Here is a 22,926-nt window from a genome sequence, read left to right as displayed (position 1 = left end):
CCTCTTTTCTAGTAATCTCTTTTATTTAGTAGCTGCTTCTTGCTCTTCTAATTTTTTGATTGCTGTTTCTTCATCCTCAATAACACCAAATTCCATTAATAGGGATTCTAGCTCTTCCATTTCTATTGGCGTAGGAATCGTCATCATATCGTTTTCCAATATTTTTTGTGCTAAATATTCATATTCCTTTGCTTGCTGGTCTTCTGGTTTGTATTGAGCAACTGTCATCTTACGCAATTCAGCATGCTGGACGACATTATTGCGTGGAACATAATGAATCATTTGTGTATTTAAACGGCGGGCAAGCTCTGAAATTAGCTCTGCTTCTCTGTCCGTATTACGGCTATTACAAATTAATCCACCTAATCGTACACCGCCACTATTTGCATATTTTAAAATACCGCGAGAAATATTATTTGCTGCATACATCGCCATCATTTCACCTGAACAAACAATATAAATTTCTTGCGCTTTATTTTCACGTATTGGCATTGCAAAACCACCACATACAACGTCCCCTAATACATCATAAGAAACAAAATCTAATCCTTCATAAGCTCCTTCTTCCTCTAAAAAATTAATAGAGGTAATAATTCCACGTCCAGCACAGCCAACCCCTGGTTCTGGTCCACCTGATTCCACACATAGGATATCGCCATAACCTTTTGCGATGACATCTTCTAATTCTAGATCCTCTACTGTTCCCATTTCTGCTGCTTGTTCTAAAACTGTACTTTGTGCTTTCGTATTTAGAATTAAACGAGTGGAGTCTGCTTTAGGATCACATCCCACAATCATAATTTTTTGACCAAATTTTGTTGCTAATTGTGCTAAGGTATTTTGTGATGTAGTTGATTTTCCAATTCCACCTTTTCCATAAAAAGCGATTTGACGCATTGTAATTCCCCCTCCATTTTAATTAAAACTTCCCAAATGAATTAAACATATTCTACTGACATATGGTTCATATACTTGTAATATTTACTACTCTCATAAAGCAATTCTTCAATGTTTCCTGATTGGATAATGGAAACTATTCCTCTATCCTGCAAATACTTTTGAGGTGCTTTGCCAATGCCAGAACTAATTAACATCTGACAATCTTTTAAAATCTCAGCGGTTTCTGCAAGTATTGGAACCTGTTTTGTATTGCAACCGACTTTTCCAACACAATAAGACTGAACCTTCCTAACACCGACAAACTTAATTTCTTTTTCTTTCACATCAAAAACCAAAAATTCTTTCGCATGCCCAAAATGAAGATTGACTCTTGCATTCCCTCTTGTCGTTACAGCTATTCTAAGACTTGAAGAACCTGATTCTATTTTTCTTTGTTTTAATGCCTCTCGTTCTTGTTTTTTCTTGCTTTTTTCTTTCACTTTCAACTCAAGTTCTTGCTGAATTGTTTCTCTTGCTATTGGGTCATATTGAATCGGAACATTCATAATCTTGTCCTTGGTATATTGTGCACTTCTGTCTTCTCCCAGCAATCCAATTGCATCAGCTCTGCATTGACGGCAATGTTTCATCATTTTCAAACTTCCAGAACATTTTTCTTGTATTTCTTGTATTTCTTTAGATGTTGGGTTCCTAACTCCATTTCTTTCAAAAACTGTATCAGGAGTAACAATTAAAGGCATGATATTATGGACAAACGCTCCCCTTTTCTTCACTGCCTTCGAAATTTCCTCCATATGCTGATCGTTTATTCCTGGAATAAATACTGAGTTTACTTTACATAGAATCCCTTTTTCAGTCAGTGCTTCTAGCCCTTTCAACTGATTATTAATTAGAATTTCAGCAGCCTCAATTCCCTTGTATTTTTTACCTTCATAAAAAATATACGAGTATATATGCTGCCCGATCTGTGGATTAACTGCATTAATCGTTATCGTTACATGATCAATATTTAATTCTTGAATCTGATCGATAAATTCTAAAAGTCTTAATCCATTTGTACTTAAGCAAAGTTTTAGTTCTGGTGCCTTTTCTGCCACCCCACGAAAAGTTGCAAAAGTCTTTTCTGGATTAGCCAATGGATCTCCAGGTCCAGCAACCCCAACTACTGATAACTGCGGAATCTCCCCTGCTACTACTAACACTTTTCTTACTGCTTCTTCTGGCTTTAATACTTCACTAACAACTCCCGGTCTACTTTCGTTTGCACAATCAAATTTACGACTGCAGTAATTGCAACGAATATTACATGCAGGTGCCACTGCTACATGCATGCGGGCAAAATGATGATGTGCATCCTCGCTATAGCAGGGATGACGGGCAATGCGATCTTCCACTTCTTGATTAATCGTTTTCACACTCTCTCCTCCCTGAAATAAATTGATACACGAATGCATTTCTTGTTTCTAGTAATTCCCTTTCTCATCCCCCTTCCTTTTAAAATTTCTAAGAGGTTTCCAACATCTCCATATTATTAATGTAAATATATGGAATTCTTTCGCTGATTACCTAAGATATTATTTTCTGTAAATTCAAAATTCAATATAATTGTCAGATTATTTTACAGGGTTTTTTCTTGCAATCGATTACAAATTGCATTTTTATTCATAATTTTGTAACATTCACACAAATATCCAGAAAAAATAGTTCTTAATTCCTAATTTATTTGAAAGAGGGATTTTGCTTTCATGAGCAAAATCCCTCTTTCTAACTTTATTGATTTAAATACTCCATTTCCTGCAATTTTCCATACTTCATATACAAAATGCGATTGCCTAAAATCTTTGCCTCCTCATAATCATGTGTAACCATAATTATCGGGATTTTCCATAGCTGATGAAGTCTTTTCAATTCTTCATAGCAAACATTTTTCGTAAATTGATCCAAACTAGAAAATGGTTCATCAAGCAATAATAATTGTGGTTCTGTTGATAAGGCTCTGGCTAAAGCCACTCGTTGTTTTTCCCCACCTGAAATTTGTCTTGGATACTTTTTCAGCAAATGTTCTATCCCAATTACTTGGACAAGATGATCTACTAACGACTGACTTTTCATTGCATAGGTGATATTTTTTTCAACGGTCATATGGGGAAAAAGGGCAAAATCTTGAAATAAATAACCTAGTTTTCTTTTTTGAATCGGCATTACTCCTCGATTTTTTTCAAAAAAAGTCTGCTCGTTAAATTTTATCAACCCATCATCAGGTACATCTAATCCAGCAATACAATTCAGAACGGTTGTTTTACCAGATCCAGAAGGACCAAAAAGGATTAAAATGTCATCTTTGGATTCAAATTGCAACTGAATCGTGAAATGTTGTAATTGCTTCTTCATGTTTAACATAAGCATTAATATCACCTGTTTTATTTTTGGAATATTTCTACCTAAATTGATTACCTCTTAATCTTTGTAAATGAAAGTCTTTGATTATTAATCTGTTTTATATTTTAATAAATTTCTTTTGCTCCACCAATTCAACCAGATATTCGCAACTAAACCCAATACAATTAAAATTACCACCCAAAAAGATGCTGTAGAAGTATTCCCAGCTTGTACAGCGAAGTAGATTTCAACTGGAATTGTATTTGTTCTACCTGGAATAAAGCCAGCAATCATTAATGTCGCACCAAACTCACCAAGTGATCTAGCAAATGTGAGAACAACCCCTGCTAATAATCCTGGCCAGGCTAGTGGAAACGAAATGGTCCAAAATACTTTAAACTTACTTGCTCCCATGATTACTGCAGCATTTTCAATATTTTTGTCATAATTTTGGAAGGCAGCAGAAGCACTTTGATACATAAGTGGGAAAGCAACGACAATCGCTGCAAGGATTGCTCCGAACAATGTGAATACAATTTGTATATTAGTCGACTCAAATAATAATTTCCCGAATATACCATTTTTCCCAAAAAGGTATAACAGGGCAAACCCAACAACGGTTGGTGGCAAAACTAGTGGTAACAATATAATTGCTTCTAACACACTTTTCCCCAAAAAATCTTCTCTAGCAATTGCTCTTGCACCAAAAGTACCTAAAATAAAAACAATAATTGTGGCAATGGAAGCTACTTTTAACGATAAGAATAAGGGTGTATAATCCATCTTTTTATATTCTCCCTCGAATACTAGAGAACTTTCTCCTTTCGCTTATTAAATTTATTTAATAAATCCGTATTCAGCTAAAATGGTTTGTGCCTGTTCTGAAAGTAGAAACTCGATAAATTTGTTTGCTGTGTCTTGTGTTGTGGAGTCAGTTAATACTGCGGCAGGATAAATAATCGGTGTATGCAAAGAGGAATCTGCTTCTGCTAAAACTTGTACCTTCTCTGAAATAAGTGCGTCAGATGAATACACAAATCCAATATCTGTATTTCCTGATTCAACATAGGTTAATACTTGTGTTACATCACTTCCGTAAACAAATTTATTTTTAAGCTCTTCCCATTTACCCAGATTTTCTAGAACTTCTTTCGTATATGTTCCAGCAGGTACACTATCTGGATCTCCTATAGCAATTTGTCCCATTTCATCCCCTTTTAAATTTTCAAAAGTTAAGAAATCTTTATCACTATCTTTTTCTCCTATCAAAACTATTTTATTGCCTGTAAAATCCTTTCTCGTTTCTTTTACAATTAAATTCTCATCTTCTAGCATATTCATCCATTTTTGATCAGCAGATAAAAAAATATCAACTGGCACACCTTGTTGTATTTGCTGTGCTAATTGACCAGAACTACCAAAATTGACAGTAATGGTTACTTGGGGGTATTCTTTTTTAAAAGCATCTTGTAATTCTCCCACTGCTTCTTTTAAACTTGCAGCAGCAGCAATCGATAGTTCCACTGCATCTTTCTTTTCCTTTTGAACTGATGCCTCCTTATCGTTGCTACATCCTGGTAACATAAACAAAATAAGAATGGCTAAAAAAATACAAACTTGATTTTTCATCTTGATCCTCCTACTCTATTTTTATCTAACTATAACTAGGTATTATATATAATAGAAGAAACTAGGAAATTAATTCTATTTAGTTATAAATAGTTATAATTAGTTATAACGATTATAGGAATAAATAATACCTTAGTAAATATAAAATACAGAAAATTCTAATAATAAAATCGAGGTGTTCACAAATGAGTCACAAAAAATCTTATACTACGGAGGAAATTGCAGATATTCTCAAAGTTTCAAAGCTAACTGTCTATGACTTGATAAAAAAAGGGAAGTTAGCTGCATATAGAGTTGGCAGACAAATGAGAGTAGATGAAGCCGACTTAGAGAAATTTAAATGGAATGCAAAAGAAAAACAACCCACAACAAATGAATCATCTAGATTGCCTATCCTTTCTCCCAATCACTTTCATGATCCTTTTACCAATATTCGGTCCATCATAATTAGTGGACAAGACCCTTCTTTAGATATACTCTCAAGACATTTGGATAACAGCGTAGACTATTTCCGCCCTCTCCGTTCATACGCAAGCAGTTTAAATGGAATCATTAGCCAGTATAATGGGGAGGTAGATATCGCCAGTGTTCACTTATTTGATGGGGAAACTTCCACTTTCAATCTGCCCTATTTAAAAAAGCTATTAGTAAGTCATTCTTTTATTGTTATTCGTTTTATAAACAGATGGGCTGGATTTTATGTAAAACATGGAAATCCAAAAAAAATTATTAGTTGGCAAGATATACAACGTTCTGACATTAAATTACTGAATCGCGAAATTGGATCAGGTGCTAGAACATTGTTAGATGAACATTTAAGAATGAATAATATTACAATCCAATCTATTTATGGCTATGAAGAAGTTGCTACAAGTCATTTTAGCGTAGCAGTCGGAATTGCACAGAATAAGGCTGATTTTGGAATTGGAATGGAAAAAATCAATTATCCATCTGGAATTGATTTTTTACCACTTGTAAAAGAAAACTACGATTTGGTGATTTTAAGGTCATCAGCAAACGAGCAGCTTATTCAATTAGTAGTTGAATTACTTAAAACAAAGGAACTAAAAAATGAACTTTCAGCTGGTGGGTATGATATTTCTGAAACGGGAAAGATTATTTATTCTCAATAAATGAATTAAACGAGCCTTCCTTATTTTCCTAGAGCGTTAAGTTTGTTTTGGTACTTTTCTGTATAAATAGATTTGTAGAATTATAGACAGAAAGAGAATATTTTTATAAATAAGTGCTACTTTTATTTAAAACCGTCTAAAAAGTTACGAAAATTGACACAGTTATAATTTTGAATTTCCCTTAAAATAGATATATTGATTGTTTATACTAAAAATTCTAAATTTTCATACTACTATAAGAATAGACAATCTGTTGATTTAACTTCTAAAGAGGGGGAGTAAAATGTCTATATTACCAACAAAAAATGAACTAGGTTTCTATGAAATTCGGTTAGAATCCATCGGAGGTCTTGGTGCAAACTTGGCTGGCAAAATGTTAGCAGAAGCTGGTGTTCTAGGCTTAGGATTAAACGGGTCTAACTTTTCTTCCTATGGTTCTGAAAAAAAAGGATCTCCTGTAAAGAGTTTCATTCGTTTCTGTGATGCCACCACAGATATCCGCGCCCACAGTCCTATTGAAGAGCCACATGTTATTGGCGTGTTTCATGAAGCCTTATATAAAACCGTAAATGTATCAAGTGGCCTAAAGTCAGATGGAATTATTTTAGTTAATTCTGCCAGAGTTTTTGACGAAGTAAAAAGAGATTTAAACCTTCAGCACGGTACATTAGCTATCGTTGATGCACTTAAAATTGCGGTTAAAGAAAAGACAAGAGTGAACACTGCAATGCTTGGTGCTCTATTTCGCATATGTGATTTTCTAGACCCAGAAGCTATTAGGAATGTTATTAAAAGGACATTCGAGAAAAAATATCCTCAATTAGTAGAAGCAAATATTAGAACATTTGACCGAGGCTATGAAGAAGTTGTATTTAAAAAATATGAAACACCTCAAGATACTCATCAAAATACTTTCTCTCGCCCTCTCTCATCATTAGGATTTGCGACCCAAACTATCGGCGGTGTCCTAACGACACAAGGAAATAGTATGGAAAAGGATTTAGGCGGCTCTCGCCAAGGTTATATTCCAAAATTCGACAAAGAAAGTTGTATTAATTGTGCTTCTTGTGATACTGTCTGTCCAGACCTCTGCTTTGTATGGGACAAAAGAGTAAATAAGCGTGGGAAGCAAATAATGACATTACAAGGAATAGATTATCAATATTGTAAGGGGTGCCTAAAATGTATTGAAGCATGTCCAACAAGTGCACTGAGTACAATCCAAGAGAAACAAGGATTCACGCATGATAACAAAGTATCCCAAAATTTTCCGTATATTTCAGGAGGGATTTCCTAAATGTCTATATTAGAAAATGATCTGTTAATCAAAAATAGACCAGTTCAAATAACCACATTCGAATCTGGAAATGAAATGGCTGCCATGGCTGCTGCGCAAATAAATTATCATATAATGGGCTATTTCCCTATAACCCCATCTACAGAGGTTGCACAATATTTAGATCAAATGAAAACAAGGGGCGAACACGACATACAATTAATCCCAGCTGATGGAGAACATGGATCTGCAGGAATATGTTACGGAGCAGCTGCAACAGGTGCCCGCGTAATTAATGCCACTAGTGCCAATGGCTTTATGTATATGCTTGAACAACTTCCTGTCCAATCTGGCACAAGATTTCCGATGGTATTAAATCTTGTTACCCGTGCGATAAGCGGTCCTCTCGATATTAGAGGCGATCATTCAGATTTATATTTTGCTCTAAATACAGGTTGGGTCATTTTAACAGCAAGAACGCCTCAAGCTGTTTATGATATGAATATTTTGGCCTTAAAAATTGCCGAGCATTCAAAAGTTCGATTACCTGTAATTGTAGCTTATGATGGCTTTTTTACCTCTCATCAAAAAAGAAAAGTCCATTATTTTCAAGATAAAGAAGTTGTCCAACGTTTTGTTGGTCCTTGCCCAACAGAATATCCAGCTATTCGAAATCCAAAGCAGCCAGTTACCATTGGCGCACACATGAATGGTGATGATTTATTAAACAACCACTTCCAACAATCGGAAGCAATCTACCGAGCAAAAGATGTTTTTATAGAGGTTTCAAAAGAATTCGAAAAAATTGCCGGGAGACACTATCCCCTGTTAGACCTATATAGAATGGATGATGCAGATGTTGCATTGTTCCTACTGAATTCTGCCGCTGAAACAGCTAAAGATGTGGTAGATCAATTACGTGAAAAAGGGATAAAAGCTGGGGTAATTAGTCCAAATCTAATTCGTCCTTTTCCTGCAGAAGAAATTAGAAAAGCTTTAAGAAATGTAAAGGCACTGTTAGTTGGGGAACGTGCTGATTCTTACGGTGGACATGGTCCAAATATTACACATGAAGTAAAATCCGCTTTGCAGGAAGATAAATCTAATAAAACCATTGTATTAAGTCGTGTTTTTGGATTAGGCGGAAAAGATTTTTATGCAGATGATGCAGAAAATTTATTTAATTTCGCCATTGAAGCGATGAATCAATCGAAAACTGTTAAAACGTTTGATTATTATGGACATTATCCAGGGGAGGTAGATAAAAAATTACAACCATTGATGGAACCACAATTTGGAGAAGACGACTTTAATACTGGATCAATTGAAGTTAACCAAGATGAAGAAACACAAACTATAAAAGTTAAAGTTCCTCCCCTTCGTACCCTTACTGCAAAACCAAAACGTTTTGCTCCAGGTCATGGGGCTTGTCCTGGCTGTGGAATTTTATCTGGTCTTGAACTCTTTTTTAAAGGCATTGAAGGAGATATTGTTGTATTATTCCAAACTGGCTGTGCTTATGTAGTGACAACAGCTTACCCCCATACTTCTCATAAGCAAACAATGATGCATAACTTATTTCAAAACGGACCTGCTACATTATCGGGGACATTAGAAGCCTTTTTGGAATTACAAAAAAGAGGAGAAATAGAGATTGCTGATAATACAACTTTTGTGATGGTCACTGGTGATGGCGGAATGGATATTGGCATGGGGTCAGCCATTGGAACAGCTTTAAGAAATCATCATTTAATTATGTTAGAATACGACAATGAAGGCTATATGAATACTGGTTCACAAATGTCTTATTCTACTCCAATTGGTCATATGACTAGTACAAGTAATATAGGACGTACTCAAAAGGGTAAAGGATTTCATCATAAAGATACCGCGCAAATTATGGCTGCTACAAATATTCCATATGTATTTACAGGAGCTGAAGCCTTTCCATTGGATTTAATAAAAAAAGGAGCAAAAGCACAATGGTATGCGCAAAATGTTGGTACTGTCTATGGGAAGATCCTTGTTAATTGTCCATTAAATTGGAAAACAGATGACAAATTCGGATCTAAAATAGTGGAAGCAGCCGTCCAATCATGTTTCTTTCCACTATATGAAGTGGAAAATGGTATAACAACCATTACTTATAACCCAGAAGAAAAAAATAAAAAAATTCCTTTAACAGAGTGGTTGAAATATATGGGGAAAACCAAGCATTTATTAAAAGATGAAAATACAGAAATGCTAAAAGATTTTGACCAAGAAGTAGAAAAAAGATGGACAAAATTAAAAATGAAGCATGAACATCCGTTACTTTAAATAAATAAGACTTGTAAATAAATAAGAGAAACATTAATGAGGAGATTCAATCCCTTTAATGTTTCTTTTTTTGTGATTAATTATCCACTATTCGATCATTATTTTTATAGTTTTAACAATGGAATTCTTTCCTAATCACTTTATGTTCCTTCCATTTATACTACTATACTTTATTCGAGACCCAATATTTCTGACTCTGGTAGCTGCGTTTTTGTTAATTCCTCTATTACTTTTTTAAAAGCATTATCTTTTTTCTAGAAGTTCTACTGAAGAAGAGTGATTAAGCAATAATTATTATTTATATTCATGATAATATATATACAAGACAATCGATAACATTGGAAAAGGAGAGAGAGTATGTATGTAAAAGTATATGAATTCCATATACAAGAGGATAAAATGGATGAATATTTTCGTATTCAAGAAAAAGCATGTAAAATTTATAAAAACTATCTGGACACAGAAACAACCTACTTACAAAGTCACGATGATCCAACAAAATGGATGGAGATGACAACCTATTCTAGTGAGGAAGACTATCATAAGAACATTGCTATTATCAATGAGAATGTGGAGATTCAGGCATTATTTAGGGAATTTCAGGCATTACTTTTACCAGAAAATAAACTTATAAAAGAAACAGATTTCACCAAAGTCATGGGATATGAAAAAAATAGCTTTTAAGATATAAGGAAAGGATACCATTAGCTAAAGCAAGGTATCCTTTTAATTCCTATTTAAAATCTTTCCAGTTCATGGAGTTTTCATTTAACAATTCTTCAAAGCTTTTATTTTTCTCTCTTTGTCTTCGTTCTTCCCGTTTTCTTTCTTCTTCTGCTTTTAGCTTAGCCTCTTCTTGTTCTTTAAGCTCTTGTTTTTTATTTTTGAGTTGAGTTGCTAATTGATCATTCAGAAGATCACCTAATGTAACAGGCTTATCTTGTTGTTTTTCTTTTTGGATATTTTTCCGCTTTTTTGCCATACGTTTATCCTCCAACTATCTGTTCTTTACTATGCAAGCTCAATGGTTTCATCTAGCTTGACTTCCACATTCCCTTTGATTGCTCTAGTAATCATACAGCTTTCTTCTGCTTTTTGTGCAAGTTTTGCTGCAAGCTTCATGTCTCTTTCAGTAGCCTCTTTTTTTAGTATTATCTTCGGGCGATGAATAATTTTTTGATAAGTGAATACACCGTTTGTCACATCCACCACTGCCTCTGATTCTAATGTTAAGCTTTCCTTTTCAAGTCGACTTCTTTCCATCATTGCTGCAAGTGTAATAATAAAGCAAGTTGCTGCAGCACCAAGTAGCATTTCATCTGGATTTGTACCGACACCAGGACCATCCATTTCTTTAGGAATCGATATTTTTGTTTTTAAATTTCCACTTTCAATTGTACCGACATCATTACGATAGCCTGGCCAATCTGCTTTTAAATAAAAATGATGTTCTGCCATAATTCAACCCTTCTTTTTTACTATGCTGTATGTATAATAACATATTTTTTTACTCAAGTTATATTAGAGAATTGGATACAGCACAAATAGTCTTGCTAGTATCACTATATTCATTTAGGAGGGATAGTAATGGGTCAAAAACGAGAAAAAGGGTATAGCCAAGCTGGGAAACCAAATGCAGATACTGTCAAACAAACAATCGCAGCAGAAGATTTGGAAAAAGCCATTCATCCGACAAATAGACAAAACTCCAAACAGTAGCTACTTATCTTACACCTTCTACTATTCCTAAAGAGGGTGTAGGATTTTCTTTATTTCTTACCTCCTATATATAAACTTCCGCCCTTTTAGTTCCATCATGTAACCATTTGATCATTTCTGCATAAGATTTTTTATCATAGGCGCCACTATTCTTTGTCTATTTTTTTATAATTGAAGCGAATGTCTATTTTGTTTCTCTTGGAAGAAGTGATACACTCAAATTAGTTTCTGCTAAATTTCTGTACTAACTGGAGGAATCGGTTTGAGAAAGCTGTTTCGTTATCTATTTTCTGTCTTATTGTTTATTACATCCATTGGAGTATATTGTTCTAATCGATTAATGTATATGAAGAAAAAGGATGATGCTTTTATTTTAAAAAGAGAGAAAGAAGCTGGCAGATATGATCCAGTTTCTTTTGAAAATTTAACTAAACAAGAAATTACAATTCCTTCTCCTTATGGCTATGAGTTAAAAGCTATTCTAGTGGAACCTTATGATACGAAGAAATATATCATCATCTCACATGGAGTAACGGAAAATAAAACGAGTTCGATTAAATACATGAACTTATTTTTAGAAAGAGGTTTTAATGGAATCATCTATGACCATCGTAGACACGGAGAATCTGGCGGAAAAAATACAAGCTTCGGTTATTATGAAAAATTTGATTTAAAACAAATTGTAGACTGGGTAAAAAGAGAAAAAGGAAAAGATATTATTTTAGGCATCCATGGGGAATCGATGGGTGCTGCAACGATGATTCTTTATGCTGGAGGAATTGAGGATGGCGCTGACTTTTATATAGCAGATTGTCCATTTTCGGATTTTACCGAACAGCTAAATTATCTAATTAAACAGGAGATAAAACTGCCTGGGAAAGTCTTCATCCCCATTGCTAATTTATTTCTGCGAGCAAGGGCTCGATATTCCATAAAGGATATCTCTCCTATTTCCGTTATTGATAAGATTAAAAGCCCAATGTTATTTATCCATAGTCAAAAAGATGATTTTATTCTGCCAGAAATGACTCAAAAACTTTTTGATAAAAAACAGGGTCCCAAAAAATTATTTTTCGCAGTAAATGGATTTCATGCTCAAAGCTATAATGAGAACAAAGAAGCCTATGAGAAAGCGATTGATGACTTTTTAACGGAATATGTAAAAAGTGATTAAAGAAAAGGAGATATGCTTTTCTTTAGCATGTCTCCTCTTTCTTATTATATCTTAAATTGTTTTATCTTATCCTGTAGATCGGTTGCGAGTTGTGCTAATGAAGTCGAAGATGCTGCTATTTCCTGCATCGATGCTACTTGTTCTTCAGTAGCTGAAGATACGTTTTCTGTACTAGCTGCTGCTTCACTTGCCATTGAATTCACTTCCAAAATCGAACCATTAATCGTATTAGTATGTTCTTTTAATTGATCAAGCGATTGACTTACTTCCTCTACTAATATAACTAGTTCTTGCACAGATTGTTCGATTCTATGGAATGATTCTCCTGCATCTTGAACAATTGTTAATCCTGTATCTACATCATTTGCAGCAGTTGTCATCGATAAAGAAGTATTCTTAGAATCAGTTTGAATCTGACTAATAAGGCTGGTAATTTGCTCTGCAGAACCAGCAGTTTGTTCTGCTAATTTCCTTACTTCATCTGCAACAACTGCAAAACCTTTTCCTTGTTCGCCAGCTCTTGCTGCCTCGATTGCTGCATTTAATGCTAGTAAATTGGTTTGGGAAGAAATATCCGATATTACCATTGTAATATCGGATATTTGATTTATTCTAGATTCTAATGTAGCTATTGATTCGGCAAGCGTCACCACATTATTATTAATGGATTTCATTTGTGTCGTTACTTCTGAAATACGTTTCGCACCCTCAAGCGATACTTCTGCTGTTTGCTCTGCTGTTTCTGCCACTTTTTTTGCACGTACTGTTATAAGTCCAGTCGTTTCATTTACATTACGAATATCGGCTGAGCTTGATTCCATCAATCTCATTTGTGTTTCAGAACCTTCGGCAAGCTCCTGAATCGTTTCAGAAATATGTTCACTTGCTTTGCTACTTTCTTCTGAACTAGAACTCAATTGTTCAGAAGATGAAGCAAGATGATGGGATGTTTCCGATAACATTTCAATAAGGCCCTTCATTCCATCAGCCATCCTATTATAACTATCAGATAGAGAACCTACTTCATCTTTCCCTTTATAACTCGACCTTTCTGAGAAATCTCCTTGTCCTCCTCTTTCCATTAAAGTTTTTAGACGTTTAATTGGGTTGACAATCATAGCAGAAATATAGAGACCAAATAATACAGCTAGTACTACAGCTATAATTATAACTCCCCAAGATAAATAGATCATTGTCGTATAATACTTGTTATTTTCATTGGATATCTGTTCTGCTTTTTCCTCATTTGCTTTTTGAAGTTCATCCAATTGTTCATTGATAACATTTGTTTTAGTTCGTAAATTTTTAGTATATAAACTATACGCTGAATCATTATAATTGTTGATTGATAAAGAAATAACCTGATCTTGTAGTTGATCAAAGCCAGCAGAAACATCTTTAAATATCTTATATGCCTTTGCCTCTTCCTCTGATAGTTTTATCGAATCAAGTTTTTTAATATACTTGTCGGACTCCTCCGTATTCTTTTTTATTGCTTCTAACAATTCCTGATTTTTCTTCTCATCTTCTGTAATCATTAACTCGATAATGTAGCTATCGCTTGTATATCGATATTTTTGTATTTTTGTAATATATGTATTAGGTAATAGTTTTTCTTCATACATCTTTTGAGTGTTTTTGGACATTTCCTTCATGCCATATATCCCAAATAGTCCGATTAAGATTAATGCTATTGCACTAAACATAATGATAATCATTATTTTTTTTGAAATATTAATATTTTGTAAAAATCTCATTGAAGCTACCTCATTTCACTAATTTAATCCCTTTATCATATCGACATACATCGACAATACTTTAGCCTAAAAAAACAAAAAAAATTTCGAATAACGAAACTTTCAGGAAAAAATATAGTAAAAAAACTTAAATAGATACAAAAAAGCAAATTTTGCTACATTCTATCATTAAAGATAGCTTGCTTAGCAAAATTCGCTTTTATCTTTTTACCAATGCTCTTTAATAAACACATCTCTTCCAGACTTTTCTCTATCTTCTTTATAATGCGTCTTATTTTTCTTATGATAATCCTGATGATAGGCTTCAGCTGGATAGAATGTCGCAGCTGGTTCTATTAATGTAACAATTGGCTTCTTAAATTTTCCACTTTCGGCCATTGCTTGTTTCGATTTCTCAGCAAGTTCTTTTTGTTTATCATTATGATAAAAAATGGCTGACCGATATTGAGGTCCACGATCATGAAATTGCCCATCTGGATCTGTCGGATCAATTTGTTGCCAATACAATTCTAATAACTGCTCATATGGGAATAAGTCTGGATCAAATGTAATTTCCACGACTTCAAAATGACCAGTTGTTCCTGTTTTAACTTGTTCATATGTTGGATTTTCCACATGTCCCCCACTATAGCCAGAAACAATTCCTCCAATCCCTGGCTGTTCTTCAAATGGAGATACCATACACCAGAAACATCCACCTGCAAACATTGCTTTTTCCATAATTCCCATCTCCCTAGCTGCTGCAATTAATTATTCAACATATTATTTTAAGAAAATTATCTATAACTCTCCTATTCGATTAAAATTAGTATATAATACTTTGGAGAAAGATACTATTTTATTGTATTAAGGAACATTATCAAGCTTTATGATATAGTTCAAGATGTTGTTTATGGTTATGTTACAGATTCACCTTATTTTTAGTGTGTTTATTTTTTATTCAAGATACCACCCACTAACTTATCAGCAATCCCTGGAAATAAATTATATAACACACTTCCCCAGTTCATCCAAACAGGAAGATTCAATTCACGTTTTGGGTGAATGATTAATTTTGTTACTTTATCTGCTACTTTTTCGGACGATAGCATATACTTTTGAACATTTTTGACATAGTTTCCAGATTTGTCTGCAGTAGTAAAAAAGGCCGTTTCGATTGGTCCTGGATTTACAGCAGAAATTTTGATATGGAATGGAGAAACTTCCATTCTTAAACTATTTGTAAAACCTAAAACAGCGTGCTTTGTCGCAGCATAGGCACTCGATTTAGGTGTGGCTAATTTACCTGCCTGTGATGCGACATTGATGATATGCCCACTGTTTTTTTCTAACATAGAAGGCAAAACTTCTTTTGTACAAGCTATAACCCCCATCACATTCACTTGAAACATATGATCAATATCCGTCATAGTGGCTTCATGCACCATATCAAATATGCCAAAACCTGCGTTATTCAGCAAGACATGAATAAAATCGACCTCTTGATATATTTTCGCAAATACTTCTTTTACTTGGTTCGTATTGCTAACATCTAAAGAAAAATAAATAGCTTTAACGGGAAATTGATTATTTATTTTCTCGCAAATAGAAGCAAGCTTATCTTCTGATCGAGCAAGAAGAATGGGACGAGCTCCCAAGCTAGCTACTTTTAAAGCAATTTTCGCTCCTATGCCAGATGAAGCACCTGTAATGACAATGTTCTTTCCTTTTAATACCTTCATCATTCACCTCAAAAAAGCGCAAACATATAGAAAAAATGCTGCGCACTATTTTTAATAGCAAATACTATGTTAAAATATTATAGTCTATATTTAGTCCTTGATCTTCACGTTCTTGATAAGAGAAATTTTCATAACTATATTTGCATAGAAAATAAAAAATAACAACCTAGCTCTTTACGCTTCTTTTTTCAAACAAACAAAATAGCGTCTCATATTCTTAGGGATACCTTTCATCTCAAACACGCCTGCATATACAAGGTGGCGAATCCGATATTCAAGAAAGTCAGGATCGATGTAAAGATTCTCTTCCTCTATCGTTTTCCAAATAAGCTGACTAGCCATTATGTATTCTATTCTTTCCTTCGCATACATTCTTTTCCATACTTTCAAAATTGTTTGATCATAATAACCCAGATTTACCGGTATAATCTCTTGATTTTCCCATATTCTTAAAAGCTCATCAGCGTTTGTTATTGATAGCCACTCCATTCCAAATCTTTTTTTTTGATTTGTTGTAATAACATAACTGCTATCAATATGTTCAAATATAGATTGTAATATCCCGCTTTTTATTTCTGCAGTATTTACCACTAACTTTTCAGTTGGTGCTATTTTTTCAAGGGCTTCCGATGTGTTGATAATGGAAATGGAATTAGTTTTTTTTTCCAACATAAAGATAAAAAATCTTAATGCTAACTGTTCTTCGATATTATTCCCACACCAGATATAGACGGGTCTTTCGTCATTGATTTCATCTAAACTATTTATTTTATTAGCTAGTGCAATCATGTATGGATTTTCGTCCTCAAATTCCCGATTTATGTTTTCAAAAATCCATTCAGACCGTTCTCTTTGGCCATAATGCTCATCAAGTTGACGAATTGGACCATACATAAAGGCTGCATCTAAGCCAATTACTTCGATATTCTCATTAAGGTCCATAGTTAATCTACTTGCAATATGTTGTGAGGCAACTAAATGAATCGCTTTCTTCTCTTTCACTGTCTCTCTCTTCTTTTGTTTTTTGATTACTTTATTAATAGGAGTAACTAATTCTTTTAAACTCTCTTCATCTAAAAATAATCCAGTACCTACAACTGCTTCGCTACTTTCATGTTCAAAATCTTGAAACGCTTGTTTATTGTTAATTTCATATAGAGCAGAATGGTTTGTGGTCTTTAAGTCATGTAAAGTAATATATGTATGTGACTCGATTTTGTAACTATAAATGAGATGATCATCTATCAAAAAATATACATAAGAACCGTTTGTTCTACTCTTCATTAGCAATCTCCTTATTTAAATTTACTTAGTTAAATTATACATTTTTGTAGCTAATTTTCCTACTACACAAATTTTCTATTGACAGACAAGCCCTCCATCTTGCATAATCAAATAAATTTATAAAATGAATGCGATGATTAAGAATAGTAGATGGTAATGGCTTGCAAGAGAGTGAAGTTCCTAAGGCTGAAAAACTACATCAATGTCCATTTCGTTACACCTACTTAGGAGTAGTTGGGCAAACCCAAACGTAATCCGTCGATACCGGTGAAGAGTTGTATAAACATGCACATTTGCTGTTTATATGGAAACTAAGGTGGTACCACGGAAAAAACCTTTCGTCCTTTCTTTTGGATGAGAGGTTTTTCTTGTTTCATAGTAACTGTAATTATTATAAAAAGGAGGAAAGAAAATGAACAATCTTGCTATCATTGGAGCTGGTTCCATGAGCGAAGCATTAATTTCCGGAATAGTTTCAAGCAAAATAATCGAACCAACCGCTATTACTGTCACAAATCGTGGGAATGTCAAAAGACTTACTGAATTACAGGAGCGTTATGGCATTCATTACTCCTTCAACTTAGAAAAAATCATTCCAGAAGCAGATGTCATCATTCTCGCAATGAAACCGAAAGATGTAAAGGAGGCAATTGCTCAATGGAAGGATTATCTCTCGGAAAAAACCCTTCTAATTTCTGTTCTCGCTGGTGTTAGTATGGACAGCCTACAACGATTAATCGGCACAGAAGTTCCAATTGCCCGAGCGATGCCAAACACATCGGCAACAGTTGGCAAATCTGCTACTGGAATTTCCTTCAACTCCTTTGTGGTAGACGAGCAAAAACAATTCGTCCATGAGATGTTTGAGACTGTTGGCTTCGTTACATTTGTGGAGGAAGAACAATTAGATGCAATAACTGGGCTCTCAGGAAGCGGTCCCGCATATATCTATTACTTAGTAGAAGCAATGGAGAAAGGTGGTCTTACAATCGGGCTAGATCGTGATGTAGCTAATGCATTAATTATACAAACATTACTTGGTGCTGCTGAAATGATCGCAAAATCATCTAAAACGCCTCTAGAGCTCCGTAAAAATGTGACAAGTCCTGGAGGAACAACGGAAGCAGGAATAAGAATACTAGAGGAATTTGATGTGCAAAAAGCCTTTATTACATGTATTCAAGAAGCAACTGCCCAATCGAAACGAATGGGAAAAGCACTTACGGACGATTTGAAGCTTCCTAAATAAAGGAAAGTAACCATTTCCCACCTATTTTTGTGCATTTCATATGCTTAAATCTTATTACTGGTGTTTAAGACACAGTGGGATAAATAGTGACTATCACTCTAATGTATTCATACAATACCAAAGGCTGTTGGCTTCAATGTGACAACAGCCTTTTTTCTTCTAAATATCAAACTCTGAAAAATCTTCTGCAATATATGTATTAGGAAATATGCCTCTTGCTTCTCTCAATAGCTGTATAGTTAACGATTGGTCATATCTTGCACTAATATGGGTTAATAGCAGACAATCAACATTAGCCCTTTTCGCTGTTTCGGCAGCTTGTACAGTTGTGGAATGATAATATTCGGTGGCAATAGAAGCTTCTTTTTCAGAAAATGTTGCTTCATGAACCAATATTTTTGCTTCTTTAGCTAATACTTCTGCAGCATTACACGTTCTTGTATCCCCTAAAATAGTAATAATTCTTCCTTTAATATTCGGCCCAAGAAAAGTTTGACTGCTTATGACTGTACCATCATCAAGCTTGAGGTCTTCTCCATCTTTAATTTTTTTATAAATAGGTCCTGGTTTTATCCCATATTCCAATAATTTGACGGTATCTAACTTTCCTGGGCGATCCTTTTCGATTACACGATAGCCAAAGCTTGTTACACCATGCTCTAATATTTTTGCTTCTACCATAAAATCATCGTCTTCAAAGATTACGCCTTCTTCTATCTCCACGACTCGTAGCTCATATTTTAAGTATGTCTGACTAACAGCAAGACTGGTTTGTATATAGTCCCTAATTCCTTTTGGTCCATATACTGTCAATGGTGTTTCTCCCCCTTGAAAAGATCTACTCGAAAGAAAGCCTGGCAATCCATAGATGTGATCTCCATGTAAATGGGTAATAAACACCTTCTCCACTCTTCTTGGTTTTATACTTGTATGTAAAATTTGATGCTGTGTTGCTTCTCCACAATCAAATAGCCAAATACTACCCTTTTCTTCTAAAAGCTTTAAAGCAATTGCTGTAACATTTCTCGATTTAGCCGGAATCCCTGCACCCGTTCCTAAAAATTGCAATTTCATATTTACTCGATAATCCCCTTTCATTTTTCTTCGTTGTACCTAATCCTGCTGTATAAATAAAACCGTATCATTAAATACTAAATCAGAATAGTTGCCTTAAGTATACTTTACAGCTGATGGAATATCCAAATTCCTAAATCTTTTAACTAGTAACTTTTGCTAATCTATTGTAATATCATGTTGGATGAATGAAAAATTTCTGCTGAAAATACAAATAGTAAAAATATTTGCAAAAATTACAAACAAATCTGTTGCCTTATCCTTCAGAAAAAGATAAAATTTTATAACTGTATAGGTACATGTCTTATTTTAAGAAAAATGTACTTTTGTAAAGCAGCAATTTAAAAATTTTCATACATATATAAATGAAATGAGGTACAAGAAAGTGAATGAAAAACAAACATCAAATGCACTTATTATGATCTTCGGAGCTACAGGAGATTTAGCCAATAGAAAGCTTTTCCCATCTCTTTATCGATTGTATAAAAAAGGTAAATTAGCAAATTTCGCCGTGGTAGGTGTAGGAAGAAGAACGTTAACACAAGAACAGTTCAAACAAAATGTTGTTAACTCTGTGTCTGAAGCCATTGCGGGTTCTAAAAATGATGACTTAGAGACATTCGCTTCTTATTTCTGCTATCATTCTCATGATGTTACAGATTCAAGCTCTTATGCGGAGCTAAAAAACATCGCAGATGAATTAGATGTCAAATATAGCTTAAACGGCAATCGTGTATTTTATTTAGCAATGGCACCAGAATTCTTCGGACCAATTGCGATTCATTTAAATCAGGATGGATTAACGGATGTAAAAGGATATAAACGTTTAATCATTGAAAAACCATTTGGACATGACTTAGAATCCGCTAAAGAACTGAATGAGCAAATCCGTACTGCTTTTTCTGAAGATGAAGTATATCGAATTGACCATTACTTAGGAAAAGCAATGGTTCAAAATATTGAAACGATTCGTTTTTCTAATGCGATTTTTGAAAACCTGTGGAACAACCGTTATATCAGCAATATTCAAGTAACCTCAAGTGAAGTACTTGGAGTGGAAGAACGTGGTAGATATTATGAAACAAGTGGCGCACTTCGTGATATGGTTCAAAACCATATGCTACAGATGGTTGCCCTTCTTGCAATGGAACCGCCAATTAAACTTACTCCAGATGAAATTCGCTCAGAGAAAGTAAAAGTTTTCCGTGCAATGCGTCCAATTGAAGTAGAGGAAATGGACAAATACTTTGTAAGAGGACAATACGGCAAAGGATTAGTAGAAGATTTAGAAGTACCAAGCTACCGTGAAGAACAAATGGTTGATCCTAATTCCAATACTGAAACTTTTGTAGCTGGTAAAGTAATGATCGATAACTTCCGTTGGGCTGGCGTTCCATTCTATATCCGTACAGGAAAAAGATTAGAAAGCAAATCAACAAAGATTGTTGTTCAATTTAAAGATATCCCAATGAATCTATATAATCGACCTGATCAAGAGATCACACCAAACCTTCTTGTCATTCATATTCAACCAGAAGAAGGAATCACTTTGCATTTAAATGCTAAAAAAGCAGGACAAAACATGGAAGCAACACCTATTAAACTGAGCTATGCAAATACAGGAATTGCAGGAATAAATACACCAGAAGCCTATGAGAAACTAATTGATGACAGCCTTCACGGTGATGCTACAAACTTTACCCATTGGGATGAAGTTGCGTTATCTTGGAGCTACGTAGATAAAATTTCACAAGCGTGGGAACAAACTCCTTCTACTCAATTCCCAAATTATGCATCAGGGACAATGGGACCAAAAGAGGCAGATGAGTTATTAGAAAAAGATGGCTTCTTCTGGTGGCCGGTCAATCAATTTGAAGTAGATGTTTGCTAAGTAAAACTTTTTCTAGAAACTTTTAAAAAACGTGAATCCTCATTTGAATTCACGTTTTTTTGCTTATCAAAAATGGAATAATAGGAGCTCCTGATGAAAAAAATAAAATTTGCCTTTACTATTTTGCTAGTATTTCTCATATATAATTTACTTGTTTATTACATTGGCTGGAATGGTTATGTATGGCTTAAATCCTTTCAACTGACACCCTACCCAGCTTTCTATATTGGAGCTATTATCCTTTTTTCCTATGCGTATTTTATTAGTCACTTCCTTAAATCAATTACGATCTTTAAAATAATGGGTGCCTATTGGCTAGCTATTTTTGAATATGGACTAATCCTTTTTCCCCTAGCCAATATTAGCTGGTTTATCTTAAAGATGTTGATGGATCCGATGGATGCGACCATAATCATAGGTACTATCACTGCATCCTTACTCTTATTTTTACTTGTTTTTGGAACATATAATGCTTATTCGCCAATTATTAGAACATATAAACTTACTGTAGAAAAAAAACAAGCAAAAAGAGACACTCTACGCATCGCTATGGCTTCTGATATGCACTTTGGCACTTTATCTGGGAAAAGTCATTTAAATCGGCTAGTAACGCAAATAAACAGCCTACAGCCTGATTTAATATTATTACCTGGCGATATCATTGATGACGACCCAATTCCTTTTATGAAAAAGAAGATGGGAGAGCAATTAAAGCAATTACATGCTCCATTAGGTATTTATGGTGTATTAGGCAATCACGAGTATTATGGAAAAATGATACCTACGTTTATTAAAGAAATGAACCGCATTGGCATTCACATCTTAATGGATGAAAAAATCACAATCGACGAAACTATTCGTCTAATTGGTAGAAAAGATAAAACAGATAAAGATAGGCTTTCCATTCCTGCACTATTAGAAAATGAGAGCAACCGCCTTCCAATCATCATGATGGATCACCAGCCAGATGAGCTTGAAGCTGCCATGAATGATGGAATTGACGTCATTTTATCAGGACATACACACAGAGGACAAATGGCACCAAATCATCTTATAACTAGAAGAGTATTTGAATTAGATTGGGGATACAAACAAAAGAAGCAACTTCATGCCATTGTTTCCTCCGGCTTTGGATTCTGGGGACCACCAATTAGAATTGGCAGTAGATCAGAGATCGTTTCTATTGAAATTAAATTTACTTAAAACGAGTTAACTATTATTATTTTGAAAAAATAAACACTCTTGTATATGCTGCTGAAAAAATATAGCAGCATATTTTTTATAGTATTTTTTAATTTAAGTAGGTAGAAGAAATGATTGGGTGCGGAAAATTTCTATTTGATGATACGCTTGATGAACACACTTTTCTCTTTCCAGCTCGTCTTTTGGTTTTCATTCCCTTGATAAATGCCACTATACCC

The 22,926-nt window shown here is 34.3% G+C and carries 21 protein-coding genes; 9 read left to right on the top strand and 12 right to left on the bottom strand.

Annotated features, from left to right (window positions below):
- Window positions 1-21: 21 nt before the first annotated feature.
- The 5 genes from nifH to modA all read right to left on the bottom strand — a co-directional run bounded on the left by nifH (window position 22) and on the right by modA (window position 4,908).
- Window positions 22-897: a nitrogenase iron protein gene (nifH, locus tag ACTQ5K_RS04795; RefSeq protein WP_031538364.1), complete on the bottom strand. Its 876-nt coding sequence runs from the start codon at window positions 895-897 to the stop codon at window positions 22-24.
- A gap of 41 nt (window positions 898-938) precedes the next feature.
- Entirely contained in the window at window positions 939-2,315 is a 1,377-nt protein-coding gene (gene nifB / locus ACTQ5K_RS04790) for a nitrogenase cofactor biosynthesis protein NifB (protein ID WP_235249566.1), read from the bottom strand.
- 355 nt (window positions 2,316-2,670) lie between these two features.
- Window positions 2,671-3,306 carry an ATP-binding cassette domain-containing protein gene (locus ACTQ5K_RS04785; protein ID WP_031538366.1) on the bottom strand — a complete coding sequence of 212 codons (636 nt, stop codon included), beginning with the start codon at window positions 3,304-3,306 and terminating at the stop codon, window positions 2,671-2,673.
- Window positions 3,307-3,387: 81 nt separating this feature from the next.
- The gene (gene modB, locus ACTQ5K_RS04780; RefSeq protein ID WP_235249559.1) at window positions 3,388-4,062 is read right to left on the bottom strand and encodes a molybdate ABC transporter permease subunit; all 675 of its coding nucleotides are present in this window, start codon (window positions 4,060-4,062) and stop codon (window positions 3,388-3,390) included.
- A 54-nt stretch (window positions 4,063-4,116) separates the two neighbouring features.
- The gene (gene modA, locus ACTQ5K_RS04775) at window positions 4,117-4,908 is read right to left on the bottom strand and encodes a molybdate ABC transporter substrate-binding protein (RefSeq protein ID WP_235249550.1); all 792 of its coding nucleotides are present in this window, start codon (window positions 4,906-4,908) and stop codon (window positions 4,117-4,119) included.
- Window positions 4,909-5,093: 185 nt separating this feature from the next.
- On the opposite strand from modA, the gene ACTQ5K_RS04770 reads away from it, so the two are divergent.
- The 4 genes from ACTQ5K_RS04770 (at window position 5,094) to ACTQ5K_RS04755 (ending at window position 10,320) form a co-directional block, all read left to right on the top strand.
- Window positions 5,094-6,041 carry a substrate-binding domain-containing protein gene (locus ACTQ5K_RS04770; RefSeq protein ID WP_235249542.1) on the top strand — a complete coding sequence of 316 codons (948 nt, stop codon included), beginning with the start codon at window positions 5,094-5,096 and terminating at the stop codon, window positions 6,039-6,041.
- A 283-nt stretch (window positions 6,042-6,324) separates the two neighbouring features.
- Window positions 6,325-7,338 carry a 2-oxoacid:acceptor oxidoreductase family protein gene (locus tag ACTQ5K_RS04765; protein ID WP_349205111.1) on the top strand — a complete coding sequence of 338 codons (1,014 nt, stop codon included), beginning with the start codon at window positions 6,325-6,327 and terminating at the stop codon, window positions 7,336-7,338.
- Window positions 7,339-9,636, top strand: a complete 2,298-nt coding sequence (locus ACTQ5K_RS04760; protein WP_235252797.1) for a transketolase C-terminal domain-containing protein — start codon at window positions 7,339-7,341, stop codon at window positions 9,634-9,636. It begins immediately after the preceding gene.
- Window positions 9,637-9,993: 357 nt separating this feature from the next.
- Window positions 9,994-10,320, top strand: a complete 327-nt coding sequence (locus tag ACTQ5K_RS04755; protein WP_235252229.1) for a hypothetical protein — start codon at window positions 9,994-9,996, stop codon at window positions 10,318-10,320.
- A gap of 49 nt (window positions 10,321-10,369) precedes the next feature.
- On the opposite strand, the gene ACTQ5K_RS04750 is transcribed toward ACTQ5K_RS04755, so the two are convergent.
- Together ACTQ5K_RS04750 and ACTQ5K_RS04745 are read right to left on the bottom strand one after the other, a co-directional pair.
- On the bottom strand, window positions 10,370-10,618 hold the full coding sequence (locus ACTQ5K_RS04750; protein ID WP_031538377.1) for a YqkE family protein: 249 nt from the start codon (window positions 10,616-10,618) through the stop codon (window positions 10,370-10,372).
- Window positions 10,619-10,647: 29 nt separating this feature from the next.
- Window positions 10,648-11,094, bottom strand: coding sequence for an OsmC family protein (locus tag ACTQ5K_RS04745; protein WP_349205112.1), 447 nt, complete (start codon window positions 11,092-11,094; stop codon window positions 10,648-10,650).
- Window positions 11,095-11,223: 129 nt separating this feature from the next.
- On the opposite strand from ACTQ5K_RS04745, the gene ACTQ5K_RS04740 reads away from it, so the two are divergent.
- Both ACTQ5K_RS04740 and ACTQ5K_RS04735 read left to right on the top strand, forming a co-directional pair.
- Window positions 11,224-11,355: a hypothetical protein gene (locus tag ACTQ5K_RS04740; RefSeq protein WP_269320386.1), complete on the top strand. Its 132-nt coding sequence runs from the start codon at window positions 11,224-11,226 to the stop codon at window positions 11,353-11,355.
- A 262-nt stretch (window positions 11,356-11,617) separates the two neighbouring features.
- Window positions 11,618-12,529, top strand: a complete 912-nt coding sequence (locus ACTQ5K_RS04735) for an alpha/beta hydrolase (RefSeq protein ID WP_031538381.1) — start codon at window positions 11,618-11,620, stop codon at window positions 12,527-12,529.
- 44 nt (window positions 12,530-12,573) lie between these two features.
- Here the strand turns inward: ACTQ5K_RS04735 and ACTQ5K_RS04730 are convergent, their stop codons facing one another.
- The 4 genes from ACTQ5K_RS04730 to ACTQ5K_RS04715 all read right to left on the bottom strand — a co-directional run bounded on the left by ACTQ5K_RS04730 (window position 12,574) and on the right by ACTQ5K_RS04715 (window position 17,291).
- On the bottom strand, window positions 12,574-14,286 hold the full coding sequence (locus ACTQ5K_RS04730) for a methyl-accepting chemotaxis protein (RefSeq protein WP_349205113.1): 1,713 nt from the start codon (window positions 14,284-14,286) through the stop codon (window positions 12,574-12,576).
- Between the two features lie 207 nt (window positions 14,287-14,493).
- On the bottom strand, window positions 14,494-15,006 hold the full coding sequence (gene msrA, locus ACTQ5K_RS04725) for a peptide-methionine (S)-S-oxide reductase MsrA (protein WP_349205114.1): 513 nt from the start codon (window positions 15,004-15,006) through the stop codon (window positions 14,494-14,496).
- A 209-nt stretch (window positions 15,007-15,215) separates the two neighbouring features.
- Window positions 15,216-16,010: an SDR family NAD(P)-dependent oxidoreductase gene (locus tag ACTQ5K_RS04720; RefSeq protein ID WP_349205115.1), complete on the bottom strand. Its 795-nt coding sequence runs from the start codon at window positions 16,008-16,010 to the stop codon at window positions 15,216-15,218.
- A 171-nt stretch (window positions 16,011-16,181) separates the two neighbouring features.
- Window positions 16,182-17,291 (bottom strand): DUF1835 domain-containing protein, encoded by a 1,110-nt coding sequence (locus ACTQ5K_RS04715; protein WP_349205116.1) that lies wholly within the window; start codon window positions 17,289-17,291, stop codon window positions 16,182-16,184.
- A gap of 412 nt (window positions 17,292-17,703) precedes the next feature.
- On the opposite strand from ACTQ5K_RS04715, the gene proC reads away from it, so the two are divergent.
- Window positions 17,704-18,540 (top strand): pyrroline-5-carboxylate reductase, encoded by an 837-nt coding sequence (gene proC / locus ACTQ5K_RS04710; RefSeq protein ID WP_349205117.1) that lies wholly within the window; start codon window positions 17,704-17,706, stop codon window positions 18,538-18,540.
- 159 nt (window positions 18,541-18,699) lie between these two features.
- Here proC and rnz read toward each other — a convergent pair whose 3' ends face one another.
- A complete protein-coding gene (gene rnz, locus ACTQ5K_RS04705) occupies window positions 18,700-19,614 on the bottom strand; it encodes a ribonuclease Z (protein ID WP_349205118.1) in 915 nt (304 codons plus the stop codon).
- A gap of 418 nt (window positions 19,615-20,032) precedes the next feature.
- Here rnz and zwf point away from each other — a divergent pair, with 418 nt between their 5' ends.
- Window positions 20,033-21,505 (top strand): glucose-6-phosphate dehydrogenase, encoded by a 1,473-nt coding sequence (gene zwf, locus ACTQ5K_RS04700; protein ID WP_031538393.1) that lies wholly within the window; start codon window positions 20,033-20,035, stop codon window positions 21,503-21,505.
- 93 nt (window positions 21,506-21,598) lie between these two features.
- On the top strand, window positions 21,599-22,708 hold the full coding sequence (locus ACTQ5K_RS04695; protein ID WP_349205119.1) for a metallophosphoesterase: 1,110 nt from the start codon (window positions 21,599-21,601) through the stop codon (window positions 22,706-22,708).
- Window positions 22,709-22,926 lie beyond the last annotated feature (218 nt).

Origin of the sequence: Niallia sp. Sow4_A1, from assembly GCF_052116745.1 — a bacterium.
GTDB classification, from domain to species: Bacteria; Bacillota; Bacilli; order Bacillales; family Cytobacillaceae; genus Niallia; species Niallia hominis.
This window is presented reverse-complemented; position numbering and strand designations above follow the sequence as displayed.